This is a genomic window from Pseudomonas sp. FEN (genome assembly GCF_904067045.1).
Taxonomy (GTDB): domain Bacteria; phylum Pseudomonadota; class Gammaproteobacteria; order Pseudomonadales; family Pseudomonadaceae; genus Aquipseudomonas.
The window spans coordinates 1-12654 of record NZ_CAJFDC010000023.1 but is presented as its reverse complement, the minus strand read 5'-3'; the positions used below and the strand labels follow the sequence as shown (position 1 = coordinate 12654).

Below are 12654 nucleotides of genomic sequence, written 5' to 3'. Positions count from 1 at the left end.
TTGTGTGGCGCTTGCCGGCGTGAGGCCCTGGAGTCTTGTGGCGCCCATCCAGATGCCATCGCCAGCAAGCTGGCGCCCACAGGTTGGCCAATGTCGGCAGGGATAAAAAACCCGGCAGCAGGGCCGGGTCAAGGAAGAGTTCGGGCTGTCAGTCTTGCTTGGCAGGCTTGACCAATCGTTGTTCCAGTTCGCGGCAAGCGTCCTGGATCATTTCTTCAGTGATTGGCACCTCGCGACCCTGGGCGTCGATAATCGCGCAGCCCAATTTCTGGGGGCAGGGACGAATCACTGGAATCTGGTTGCTGCTGTTTTGCAAGTCCATGGCCTGTCTCCTCGCTCAGGTTTCGTCATCAGTTTCAGTCAAAGATTATATTCGCCGCATGACCAGCCTGTTACAACGCGCTGCAAACCAGCTGGCAGCACCAGTGCAACAGAAACCGTTCGTCACCGCCAGAGAGGCTTTAGATCAATGCTCTCTAGGGATTAGCATGCACGGTCATAATTAAACCGATTGATTGCGTTTTGCATAAGTTCCCTCCCTGTTCGGTGTAGGCTCTGTCTTCATCGTCTAACGGACTCATCGCCCATGCTCTCTGCACGCCATCGCCGCGCAATTCGCCTGGCCAGTCGTTTTGTCGCCCCTTATCGCTGGCAGGCGGCCGGTGCCCTGGTCGCGCTGATTGTCACCGCCGGCATTACCTTGTCCATGGGCCAGGGTATCCGCCTGTTGGTGGACAAGGGCTTGATGACTCAGTCGCCGCAGTTGCTCAACCAGTCCATTGGCCTGTTCATGCTGTTGGTCCTGGGTCTGGCGGTGGGCACCTTCGCGCGCTTCTACCTGGTGTCCTGGATCGGTGAGCGGGTGGTCGCCGATATTCGTCGGCAGGTGTTCAACCACCTGATCTACCTGCACCCCGGTTTCTACGAGAACAACCGCAGTTCGGAGATCCAGTCGCGGCTGACCGCCGACACCACGCTGTTGCAATCGGTGATCGGCTCGTCGCTCTCGCTGTTCCTGCGCAATGCGCTGATGGTCATTGGCGGGGTGGTGCTGCTGTTCATCACCAACCCCAAGCTAACCAGCATCGTGGTCGTCGCCCTGCCGCTGGTGCTGGCGCCGATCCTGATCTTCGGACGGCGGGTGCGTGGCCTGTCGCGCCTGAGCCAGGACCGTATCGCCGATGTCGGCAGCTACGTCAGCGAAACCTCGGTCAGATCAAGACCGTGCAGGCCTACAACCACCAGTCCCAGGACGAAAAACGCTTCGCCGAGACCGTCGAACAGGCTTTCTTGACGGCCCGCAAGCGTATCGTGCAACGCGCCTGGCTGATTACCCTGGTGATCGTGCTGGTGTTGGGCGCGGTGGCGGTCATGCTCTGGGTCGGCGGCATGGATGTGATGGCCGGGAAGATTTCCGGCGGTGAACTGGCGGCCTTCGTGTTCTACAGCCTGATCGTCGGCGGCGCCTTCGGTACCCTCAGCGAGGTGATCGGTGAGTTGCAGCGGGCCGCGGGGGCGGGGGAGCGCATTGGCGAACTGTTGCAATCGAGCAATGAGATTACCGCGCCGGTTGGTGGCGGCGTGAAGTTGGCCGAGCGGGTCAGTGGCAACCTGGTGCTGGAGAATCTGCGTTTCAGCTACCCCTCGCGCCCGGACAGCCATGCCATCGACGGCCTGAACCTGACGGTCAGGGCCGGAGAGACCCTGGCCCTGGTGGGACCGTCGGGAGCGGGAAAATCCACCGTGTTCGACCTGTTGCTGCGCTTCTATGATCCGCAACAGGGCCGGCTGCTGCTCGACGGCCAACCCCCTGACCGAACTGGATCCGCAGGAGCTGCGTCGTTGCTTTGCGCTGGTCTCGCAAAGCCCGGCGCTGTTTTTCGGCAGTGTCGAGGACAATATCCGCTACGGCAAGCCGAGCGCCACTGACGCCCAGGTCCGGGACGCGGCGCGTATCGCCTACGCCGATGAGTTCATCGAGCAAATGCCCGATGGCTACCGCACGCATCTGGGGGGCGGCCTGGGCCGGGCACGCAACGCCCCCGGGCGTTGCTGGTGGATATCCTACTGCTGGACGAGGCCACCAGCGCCCTCGATGCGCAGAGCGAACACCTGATCCAGGCGGCCCTGCCGAGCCTGATGCAAGGCCGCACCACCCTGGTGATCGCCCACCGCCTAGCCACGGTACAGAATGCCGACCGTATTGCGGTGATGGATCAGGGCAAGCTGGTGGCGATTGGCACCCACGCCGAGTTGATCGCGAGCAACCCGCTCTATGCCGGCTGGCGGCGCTGCAGTTCAATGCGCGGGAGCCTGTGGTGCAAGCGTGATGTGCTTGAACTTACGGGTTCGGGCATTAGACGGCCTTCGCCAGCAAGCCGGCGACAACGGCGCGCGCGCGTCCTTGACTGCCGGGCATCCTGACAGTCAGCGTTGCGAACTCAGCGGTATTCGCACAGGTAAGCGGTGTCCACGGCGACCTTCAGCTGGAACTTGCTGTTGGCCGGAACGTTGAACTGGCTGCCGGTTTCGAAGGTTTCCCAGGTATTGCTGTCGGGCAGCTTGACGGTCAGGCTACCCGCGACCACGTGCATGATCTCGCGTTGGGCGGTGCCGAACTCGTATTCGCCAGCGGCCATGACGCCGATGGTGGCGGCACCTTCGGCTTGTGCGAAGGCAATCGACTTGACGGTGCCGTCGAAGTACTCGTTGACTTTAAACATGGGCGATTCCTCGAAATGAGCTGAAAAAAAGGGGTCGGCCAGTATGCCCAAATTCCTGTGGGCGCGGCAAACCCGGATGGCAGGATGCTGCCCCCCTGGCCGGGCATTACAGGGGCAGGCTCAATGGCAACAGGCGCGCGGTATTGCGTGCATCCTCCAGCGCCCGGTGCTGCTGGCCATTGAATTGCAGTCCGGCCAGTTGCAGGGCGCCGTTCAGGCCCAGCGGTCGCTCCAGGCGCCGCGCCTTGGCGAAGCGCTGCTTGAGGTTGATATGCGGCACCAGGCCCAGGGCGCTGGACACGCCGAGTTGCCGCCAGTCCTGCTCCAACTGCCGACGGTCGTAGTCGCCCCAGCTGGCCCAGCCTTCCAGGCGCTCCCGATGTTGGCCAGCCAGCGCTCGAACAGCGGCCAGACCTCGCCCAGTGGCGCGGCACTGTCGATCTGGGCCTGGCTGATATGGGTCAGTTCGCGGCAGAAGAGGGTCAGCAACGGTCGGCGCAGGGGCCTGACAAAGCGCTGGAAGTGGTCCAGCTCCCGGCCTTCACGGTTGACCAGGGTGGCGCCGATTTCGATGATCTCCATCTCCGCCAGCGGCCAGCCCCCATCATCCGTCGTGGCTTCCAGATCAATCACCAGCCAGTGGGGCATCGCAAGCTCCGAATACAGCATCCTAGTCGGACTCAAGCGTAGCCAAAGGCGCTTGATCCGCCTAGCGGCTTATTCGACTTCCAGCAGGATCGGGCAGTCTGCCCCTGGATCGGTTGGCTGAGGAGGCGTTGCTTCTGATTCTCAAAAATGACTGATGGAGCTGTGCAAGTCATTAATTAACGGGCGAAAAGTTGTTTAAATCAATAAAAACGCCTAGGGAAACTCTGAAAAACACTTCCAAATTTGGTGAAATACCGTCTCGTCCACACTGAACGGTTGAGCCCCGATGAAACAGATGTCCTTTGCCGATGCTGAGTATGCCGGTAAACGCAAACAGACCCGGCGTGAGCGCTTCCTGATTGAGATGGATCAGGTCGTACCCTGGAAGGGCCTGATTGCCTTGATCGAACCGCATTATCCAAAAGGTGAAGGCGGCCGTCCGGCGTACCCGCTGATGGCGATGTTGCGGGTTCATCTAATGCAGAACTGGTTCGGCTACAGCGACCCGGCGATGGAAGAAGCGCTCTACGAAACGACGATCTTGCGCCAGTTTTCAGGACTTCACCTGGACCGGATTCCCGATGAAACGACGATTCTCAACTTCCGTCGGCTGCTGGAAAAACATGAGTTGGCCAGTGGGATCTTGCAGGTCATCAACGGTTATCTGGGTGATCGTGGCCTGATGCTGCGCCAAGGCACGGTGGTCGATGCCACGATTATTCACGCGCCGAGTTCGACCAAGAACAAAGAGGGCAAGCGCGACCCTGAGATGCATCAGGCGAAGAAAGGAAACCAGTATTTCTTTGGGATGAAAGCGCACATTGGCGTCGATGCCGACTCCGGCCTGGTCCATAGCCTGGTGGGCACGGCGGCGAATGTGGCGGATGTCACGCAGGTCGATCAGTTGCTGCAGGGTGAGGAAACGTACGTCTGTGGCGATTCGGGTTACACCGGTGTGCAGAAGCGTCCTGAGCACCAGGGACGCCAGATGTATTGGTCGATTGCCGCCCGGCCCAGCACGTTTAAGAAACACGGCAAGAAGAGCCTGATCACACAAGTGTATCGAAGAATAGAACGTGCGAAGGCTCAGATACGGGCCAAGGTCGAGCATCCGTTTCGAGTCATCAAACGCCAGTTCGGCCATACGAAAGTACGTTATCGCGGGTTGGCGAAAAACACAGCACAACTGACCACACTGTTTGCCTTATCGAATCTGTGGATGGTGCGAAAACGGTTGATGAATGCGGGAGAGGTGCGTCTGTAATGCGGACCGTACGCCTTGAAACAGTACGATCAGAGGTAAGAACCGTGAGTTAAAGACAGGAAGGGTCTGCTGCTCGACCGACTCAGAATTTTTTGAGCCTCAGCCAATGAGGGCATCAGAAATCGGTGGGTATTTCAGACCTTCCCTAGTTTGGAGGCCACGAGTTTTTTCCTGAGGTGTGTGCCTTTGAACGTCCTGCCTGTGCGCACGGTTTCCCGGATCCTGTTGTCGGCGCTCGCCGTGCTGGTGGTCTTGCCGGTTTCCGCGGCCCAACTGGTTCGGATCGGCGCCGCGCATTTCCCGCCCTATACCATCCGTCCCGAGCAGGGTGCCGATACCGGCTTGTTGCCGCAATTGGCCGATGCGCTGAACAAGTTGCAGAGCGACTACCAGTTCACCCTGGTGCCGACGTCGATTCCGCGGCGCTTCGGCGACCTCCAGCAGGGGCGTACCGATATGGCGATCTTCGAGAATCCGGCCTGGGGCTGGCAGGGGATCCCGCACACCGCGGTCGATATGGGCCTGGAGGATGCCGAGGTGTTTGTCACCGGGCGTGAGCCAGGTCGCGACGAAAGCTATTTCGCCGATCTCAAGGGCAAGCGCCTGGCACTGTTCAGCGGTTACCACTACGAGTTCGCCAACTTCAACGCGGATCCCAAGTTCCTGGCCGATACCTATAACGCCACCTGACCTATTCCCATGACGCCAACCTGCTGATGGTGCTGCGTGGGCGTGCCGATATCGCCCTGGTGACCCGTTCCTACCTGTTCGATTACCTGATCCGCAACCCGGATGTGGCCAGGAACTGCTGATTTCCGAGCGGATCGATCAGGTCTATCACCACTATGCGATCCTGCGCCCGCAAGCGCCGATCAGTGGCGAGGCGTTTGGCAAGCTGTTGCAACGCCTGCACGATAGTGGCGAGTTGCTGAAGATCTTCCAGCCTTACCGCATCAAGGTGATGCCGGCGGCCAATGTGGTGGCGGGTCAGTAGCCAGCCAATGGGAGCGTCGACTGGCGCTCCCACGGATACACTGTTTCAGCGCAAAAAATAGCCTCGGGCCCCGCGCCTGTCAGCTGCGCGCAAGTCATTTCGGCCCGAGAATTTTCACCAGCTTGTCCGGGCTCGGTGCTCCCTGTTGCTGTTGCAGGTCACCGTTCTCATCGAGATAGAAAATCGCCGGCGTGGCCGACAGCTCCAGGTCTTCCATCAACTTCATATTGGCATCGAGTTTGGCCTGGATCGGTGCCGGGATCTTGTCCAGCGGCTTGAGCGAGCTGCCCTTGCCGGCCTTTTCATGATCATGCAGGGCGCTTTGTGGATCCTTGGCGCTCAACAGCGCGGCGGACTTGGCCGCGCTGTCCGCGCGGATGATACCGACCATGATGTGCCGTAGTTGCACCTTGCCGGACTCGACCCATGGGCGCGCCTGTTCCCAGAACATGTTGCAGTACGGGCAGTTCGGGTCGCTGAACAGATAAACGATACGTGGTGCATCGGCCTTGCCATCGGCGATCCAATTGCTTTTTTCCATCTGCCCCCAGACCTGCTTGGCCATCGGCGCATACACCAGCTTCTGCAATGGGGCCTGGCTCAGGTCCTGGCCGTCGGCGTCATACAGGTTGCCGGCGATCACGTGCTTGCCATCCGGCGTGAGGTATAGCGCCATGCCCCGGTTCTGGTACTGGGCGGCATAGCCGCGCAGGCCATCCGGCGCGTCGAAGCTGCCGATGATCTTGGCGCCCTTGGCTTCGATGCTCTTGATCGGCGCGGGCAGTTCTTCGGCCTGCAATGCAGGCGCTTGGAGCAGCACCGCGCCCAGCGCGGCGCTCAGGCTCAGGTTCAGCAGGTGGCGGTTGAAGGGCATAGCGGTTTCCTTGGGGCCGGTGCGGCCGAGGTGGGTTTGGGCGGACCGAAGTTTTCCAGGGCCCGGGCCAGGCTGGCCTCGGACAATTCACCCAGGTGAGTGCCGAGCAGGCGACCGTCGGCGCTGTACAACAGGGTCGTGGGCAGGGCCATGGAGCCGACGCTCTGGGCCAGTTGGCCGGTACCGTCGAACAGTACGTTGTTCAGGTTCAGGCCCTGGGTCATGAGGAAGGTGCTGACGCTCTGCATGCTTTCGGCCTGGTTGACGAACAGGAAGGTCACGTCCTGGCGTTCGTGCTGGGCCTTTTGCAGCACTGGCATTTCCCGGCGGCACGGCGGCACCAGGTGGCCCAGAGGTTGATCACCAGCGGGCCGCCCTGGTAGCTGCTCAACTGCACCGATTGGCCCTGGGCATTGCGCAGGGTCAGTTCCGGCAGGCGCGTGCCTTGTTCATAGAGGGTGCTCGACAGGGTGGTCAGCAACCAGAATGCCAGGCCGCTGCCCAGGCCAAAGCCCAGTGGCCGGCGCAGCGCGGGCGTCGCCAGCAGAACAGCGCGCTGCCCAGCAGCAGCGCCAGCAGCCCCGCCCAGGGCAGGAAGCCGCCATCGCGGATATCGAGCATCTGCAACGGGTCATCGCGAAAGTACGCCCAATAGGCAATGACGAAGCTGATCCGCGCCACCAGCAGGCCGAGCATGAACAAGCCGAACAGCACCGACTCCGGGTTTTCACCGCTCCTTTTGGCCACCCCAGCCCACCAGCGTCGCCAGGGCGAGGGCCAGCAGCAGTAACAAGTGGTTGATCGACAGGGCGAAGGTCCCGAGGGTCAGGGTGAGCATCAAAGAGCGTCCCGTGTACTGTTCCAGTTCTGGAGAAAAACCTTGGCGTCGACCTCGCCAGTGATGCGGCTGGCCCGACGTTCCTGGCCGTCGGGCGCGATCCACAGCAGGGTCGGCGGCCCCGGTACCTGATAGCGGCCCAGCAGCTCGCGGCTGGCGGCATTGTCGTCGGTCACGTCCAGGCGCACCAGTCGTACGTCGCGCAGGGCCGCCTGGACGTCGGCCCGGGAGAAGACCTGCTGCTCCATGATCTTGCACGACACGCACCAGTCGGCGTAGTAATCCACCAGCAGCCATTGGCCCTGAGCCCGGGCCGCGTCCAGCTCGCGCTGCAAGGCGGCCGGGTCGTTGACGGTGACGAAGGGCGCATGGGCCGCTGCATTACCATTGGTGGCAGTCGTGCCGGTATACACATGCAACGGTCGCCACAGCTCGGTACTGCCGCCCGCCGCACCGACCACCAACAGCGTCCCCCAGAGGCCGAGCAGGGCGCCGGCGCAGCCGCTCAGCAAGGCGCCGTGCCCCGGCTGGCGGGACTGTTGCCAGGCGCAACCGGCAATGATCAGCAACAAGGCGCCCCACAGGCCGATCCACAACGACTCGCTCACCAGCGGACGGATCATCAGCACGGCGGTGCCAAGGAACAGGAAGCCGAACACCGCCTTGACCCGGTCCATCCAGGCCCCTGGTTTGGGCAGGAAACGGTTGCCACGGTCACCAGCAGCAACAGCGGCAAGCCCATGCCGATGCCCATGGTGAACAGCACCAGGCCGCCTTCGACGATATTGCCGCTCTTGGCGATGTAGAGCAGGGCACGGCCAGGGGCGCGGTCATGCACGGGCCGACCAGCAGGCCGGAGAGCGCGCCGAGCACCCCGGCACCCACCAGGCTGCCGCCGCGCTGGCGACTGCCGGCCTGTTCCAGGCGATCGCGCAGGGCCGCCGGCAATTGCAGTTCGAAGAAGCCGAACATCGGCAGGGCCAGCACCACGAACAGCGCGGCGAAGCTGCCCAGCAGCCAGGGTTGTTGCAGCAAGGCCTGCAAGTTGCCGCCGAGCAGGGCCGCGAGCATGCCCAGCGCGGCATACACCAGCGCCATGCAGATCACATAGCTGCCGGCCAGGGCAAAACCGCGCCGCGCATTGCGCCGCTACCGACCACCAAGCCGGCGAGGATCGGCAGCATCGGCAACATGCAAGGGGTGAAGGCCAGTAGCAGGCCGAGGCCGAAGAAGGCCAGCAGGCTCCACCCCAGGGCATTGTGTTGCAGACTGGCGGCCAGGGATTGATCCTGTGCCTGTACCGGGCCTGGAAGCGTGGACACGCGGCTGTTGTCGCCCAGCTTGACGGCCTGGCTTTGTGGCGGGTAGCACAGGCCGGCGTCGGCGCAGCCTTGCAGCCTGAGCGGACCGCTGGCACCCGGGATCAGCAGTTCAAGCTCGCCGCGATGGACCTGCTGGTCGCCGAAGAACTCGTCGCTGTGCTGCTCGCCCTCGGGCAGTTCGGGTTGCTGGGCGGGGGGCAGGCCATCGAACTTCAGGCGTTTCTGATAGAGGTAGTAGCCGTCGGCGATCTGCCAGGACAGCCGGGTTTGCCCGGACGGCAGGGTTTCGCTGCTGAAGGCGAACGCCTGGCCGACGGGTAGGAAGTCCGGCTTTTTCACCGCGAATGGATCGTTGCCGGCCTGGACGAGGCCGGCGAAAAGGACAAAGACAAAGGTCAACAACCAACGCATAAAAAAACCTTAAAAACCGTAGCGAGTCGAGCTAGCCTGCAAGCAGGCGATTAACCGATCATTAACCCGATCCCATCCCTGGTTATATGCGGCCCCTGTCGGAGCCAGCTTGCTCGCGAAAGGGCCCTTGAGGCTGCTAAAAGCTTGGCGGCGGTGCGGCGATCCGGTCAGTACCCACATCAGTTCGGTGGCGCTTTCAATCTCGTGCTCGAGCTCGGGGCCAGCCTGGTTACCAGCGCCCGCGACGATTAACTACTCTGGATACATTGGCGGCATAATCGTCGCTTAATCCACTTGCGTTTCAATCGGCACATTTGCACAGGTGTCCCCATGCACGTACTGGTTTGCGAAGACGACGAACTGATCGCCAGCGGCATCAAGGCCGGCCTGAGCGCCCAGGGCATGATTGTCGAGCATGTCGCCACCGCCGCGGCCGCGCGCGCCATGTTGCGCGCGGCGGAGTTCGACGTGATGGTGCTCGACCTCGGCCTGCCCGACGAAGACGGTCTCAAGTTGTTGGCGCAGTTGCGCCAGAAGGGCCTGGAACTGCCGGTGCTGATCCTCACCGCCCGCGACTCGGTCACCGACCGGGTCGATGGCCTGCAGGCCGGTGCCGACGACTACCTGCTCAAGCCCTTCGACCTGCGTGAACTTTTCGCCCGTCTGCAAACCCTGTTGCGGCGCGTGGCCGGGCGCAGCGTCAACCTGATCGAACACGGCGCGCTGAGCTACGACCCGAGCAGTCGCGTGACCCTGCTCGGCGGCCAGCCGGTGGACCTCTCGCGTCGCGAACAGGCGCTGTTGCAGGCCCTGCTGCACAACCGTGGCCGGGTATTGTCCAGTGAGCAACTGAAAGACAGCGTCTACGGCTTCGGCGATGAACTGGAAAGCAATGCCTTGAACGTGCATATCCACACCTGCGCCGCAAACTGGGCAATGGCATCGTCGAGACCGTCCGTGGCCTGGGCTATCGCCTGGGACCGGCGGGTAGCGAGGACAGTCGGGCATGATGAGCCTGCGTTTGCGCTGAGCCTGACCATCGGCTCGGCGTTCATCCTGATCTGGGCCCTGGCCGCGACCTGGATGCTCAGCGACCTGCGTCACCAGATGATGTTTTCCCTCGACCAGCGGCTGGTGGCTTCGGCCCGCATGGTCGCCGGGCTGCTGGAGCAATTGCCACCGATCTCGAGCAAGGGCGACGGTACCATTTCAGCGCCGAACAGCTTAATATTCCCGGTGGCATGGCCTGCCAGGTCAGTTCGCTGCGCGGCGAGATCCTCGCCCGTAGCCACAACAACCCGGAACAGGCCCTGGAGGACCAGACCGCCGGTTTCCACGACCAGATGATCGACGGCGCGCCCTGGCGCAGCTTCACCCTGGTGCGTGGCGATGTGCATATCACCACCGCCGACCGCCAGGTGGAACGCGAGGCGCTGAACCTCTCGGTGTTACTGGCGGCCTCGGTGCCGGTCGGCGTGGCCCTGATGGGCTGCCTGTTCCTGCTCTGGCTGGCATCGGCCGGGGCCTGGCGCCGCTCAACCGTATGCGCGACGCTTTGATGCGCCGTAGCGCCGATTCCCTCGAACCCTTGCAGGTACAGCCGTTGCCCCGCGAGTTGCAGCCGTTGCTGGACACCCAGAACCAACTGCTCCAGCGCATCGGCAAGACCATCGAGCGCGAGCGCCGCCTGACGGCGATGCCGCCCATGAGCTGCGCAGCCCGCTGACCGCGATCAAGACCCACCTGCAAGTGGCGCGCATGACCGAAGGCGCCGCCCGTGACCAGTCCCTGGCCCACGCCGAGGCCGGTGCCGACCGCCTGCACCGGACCCTGGAGCAGTTGCTGTTGCTGGCGCGGGTCGAAGGCAGCCTGTCGTTCGATGACGGCGTGCAGTGCAATGCCGAGCAGGTGGCGCGCCTGGCCATCCAGGATTCGGCCAACGGCAACCGTGACCGCATCGCCTTGCACCTGTCGGAGAACTACTCCCCGGCACCGCTGGAAATGCCCTCGACCCTGTCCATTGCCGCCTTGCGCAACCTGCTCGACAACGCTCTGCGCCACACTCCTGGCGATGCGCCGGTGGAATTGAATGTGGAAACCATCGGCAATCGTGTGCGCTTCCAGGTTCGCGACCACGGCCCGGGTATTGCCGCGACGATCTGCAGCATCTGACCCAGCGCTTCTGGCGCCACAGCGCGAGCAGCGGTTGCGGCCTGGGTTGGCGATTGTCAATGCCATCGTCCAGCGCTGTGGCTGCGTCCTGCATTTCGACAGCCGTCCCGACGGACTGCGGGTCGAGCTGACCATGCCGTTGCAGGTGCTCTGAAACCCATCTCTCGGCGCCTGCTGGCCAGGCCTGGAGCGCTGGCTTCCAGGTCGCGTCAATGGGCGGCGGATCCAGTTGCGTTCTCTGACATCATCCCGTGCATCTTGATGTGCTATGTCTGCGTCACCAGTGCTCCCTTGTAGGAGCAAGCTTGCTCCTACAAGGGGCTTGTACCGTAGATATGAGAGCCTCCATGCAAGCCCTGAACAATATCAACTTCGACTCCCTGATCGACACCTTCGTCAGCCTCAGCGCCGCCTTCATCCTCGGCGGCCTGATCTCGAGCGGCAATACCGCCAGCGTACCGCCGGCCTGCGCACCAATGTGCTGGTGGCGGTGGGGCGGCGATCTTCGTCGACATGGCCAACGCCTGGGCGGCGTCGAAGGCGCGGTGCGGGTGGTCGCCTATGTGGTCTCCGGTATCGGCTTTCTCGGTGCCGGGTGATCATGCGCGAGGAGGGTAATGTCCGTGGCCTGAACACCGCCGCGACCCTCTGGGCCTCGGCGGCGGTCGGCGCCTGCGCCGGTGCCGACCTGATCCTTGAAGCTCTGCTGGGGACCCTGTTCGTCCTGGCGGCGAACACCCTGCGGCCGATCGTCAACAACATCAACCGTCAGCCGCTGGATGTGGTCTCGGCGGAAGTGACCAACATCATTTATCTGATTGCCCTGCGCAGCCAGCAGAAGGCCGCGTTGTCCTTGCTGGGAAAGAGCTGGAGCGCAGCAACTACCCGGCCAGCGATGTCGATGTGCGCCCCTTTGGCGACGAAGAGGTGGAAATCGAAGCGACCCTGGCGATCACCTCGGTGGACGGCGACGAACTCGATGCCCTGGTGGCGCGGCTGTCCACCTCGAGCATGGTGCAGCAGGCGTTCTGGAGCCCGAGTACCACTGATTGACCAGGATCTCGCCGGCGGTGCCCAGTTGCCGTGGCGGGAGATGGGGCGATTGCGGGCTTCCTGGAAACGACGAGTATCTTGGATTTTCCCTACAGATGCTTCTGAGGTCTCTCGATAAAGTGACCGACCTGGTTCAGCCCTCACGCCTGAACGTTACATCCACGGGCCGGCATGGGCTGAGTTCCACCGTTCAGCCACAGCAGAAATTGAGACTTTTCCTATACTGTATTTCGCTGTTTTTCGATACAAGCACGTTCCCGTCTCAAGCAGTGGCTGGCGTACCTGCGCACAGCTCCGGGCATGATGCTTCGATTGGCGTCGAAAACGCCATGGATCGATTGTTTGCGCTTGCGAG

General features: G+C 62.5%; 5 protein-coding genes and 8 pseudogenes. 7 read left to right on the top strand and 6 right to left on the bottom strand.

The annotated features are described in order from the left end of the window. Positions 1-148 precede the first annotated feature (148 nt). Positions 149-322: a PA1571 family protein gene (locus PFEN_RS20510; protein ID WP_191486587.1), complete on the bottom strand. Its 174-nt coding sequence runs from the start codon at positions 320-322 to the stop codon at positions 149-151. A gap of 264 nt (positions 323-586) precedes the next feature. Here PFEN_RS20510 and PFEN_RS20505 point away from each other — a divergent pair. After that, a pseudogene (locus PFEN_RS20505) lies at positions 587-2330 on the top strand (ABC transporter transmembrane domain-containing protein). A 111-nt stretch (positions 2331-2441) separates the two neighbouring features. On the opposite strand, the gene PFEN_RS20500 reads toward PFEN_RS20505, so the two are convergent. Together PFEN_RS20500 and PFEN_RS20495 are read right to left on the bottom strand one after the other, a co-directional pair. After that, on the bottom strand, positions 2442-2723 hold the full coding sequence (locus tag PFEN_RS20500) for a pyrimidine/purine nucleoside phosphorylase (protein ID WP_191486589.1): 282 nt from the start codon (positions 2721-2723) through the stop codon (positions 2442-2444). A 106-nt stretch (positions 2724-2829) separates the two neighbouring features. Further along, positions 2830-3371: pseudogene (locus tag PFEN_RS20495) on the bottom strand (exonuclease domain-containing protein). 286 nt (positions 3372-3657) lie between these two features. Between PFEN_RS20495 and PFEN_RS20490 the strand changes: the two are divergent. Both PFEN_RS20490 and PFEN_RS20485 read left to right on the top strand, forming a co-directional pair. Beyond that, positions 3658-4635 carry an IS5 family transposase gene (locus PFEN_RS20490; protein WP_191486049.1) on the top strand — a complete coding sequence of 326 codons (978 nt, stop codon included), beginning with the start codon at positions 3658-3660 and terminating at the stop codon, positions 4633-4635. A 201-nt stretch (positions 4636-4836) separates the two neighbouring features. After that, positions 4837-5629 (top strand): annotated as a pseudogene (locus tag PFEN_RS20485) (substrate-binding periplasmic protein). Positions 5630-5723: 94 nt separating this feature from the next. Here the strand turns inward: PFEN_RS20485 and dsbG are convergent. From dsbG to dsbD, 3 genes and pseudogenes are all read right to left on the bottom strand, one after another. Continuing rightward, positions 5724-6503: a thiol:disulfide interchange protein DsbG gene (gene dsbG / locus PFEN_RS20480; RefSeq protein ID WP_191486592.1), complete on the bottom strand. Its 780-nt coding sequence runs from the start codon at positions 6501-6503 to the stop codon at positions 5724-5726. Next, a pseudogene (locus PFEN_RS20475) lies at positions 6479-7341 on the bottom strand (prolipoprotein diacylglyceryl transferase family protein). Before PFEN_RS20475 ends, dsbG begins: the two are co-directional and overlap by 25 nt. Next, positions 7341-9074 (bottom strand): annotated as a pseudogene (gene dsbD, locus PFEN_RS30780) (protein-disulfide reductase DsbD). Before dsbD ends, PFEN_RS20475 begins: the two co-directional pseudogenes overlap by 1 nt. A gap of 330 nt (positions 9075-9404) precedes the next feature. On the opposite strand from dsbD, the pseudogene PFEN_RS20460 reads away from it, so the two are divergent. The 4 genes and pseudogenes from PFEN_RS20460 (at position 9405) to PFEN_RS31545 (ending at position 12299) form a co-directional block, all read left to right on the top strand. Then, positions 9405-10084: pseudogene (locus PFEN_RS20460) on the top strand (response regulator). Beyond that, positions 10084-11400, top strand: a pseudogene (locus PFEN_RS20455) (ATP-binding protein). Before PFEN_RS20460 ends, PFEN_RS20455 begins: the two co-directional pseudogenes overlap by 1 nt. Before the next feature lie 114 nt (positions 11401-11514). Beyond that, positions 11515-11940: pseudogene (locus PFEN_RS31550) on the top strand (MgtC/SapB family protein); the annotation flags it as partial. A 209-nt stretch (positions 11941-12149) separates the two neighbouring features. Then, on the top strand, positions 12150-12299 hold the full coding sequence (locus PFEN_RS31545; protein WP_224771027.1) for a hypothetical protein: 150 nt from the start codon (positions 12150-12152) through the stop codon (positions 12297-12299). Positions 12300-12654 lie beyond the last annotated feature (355 nt).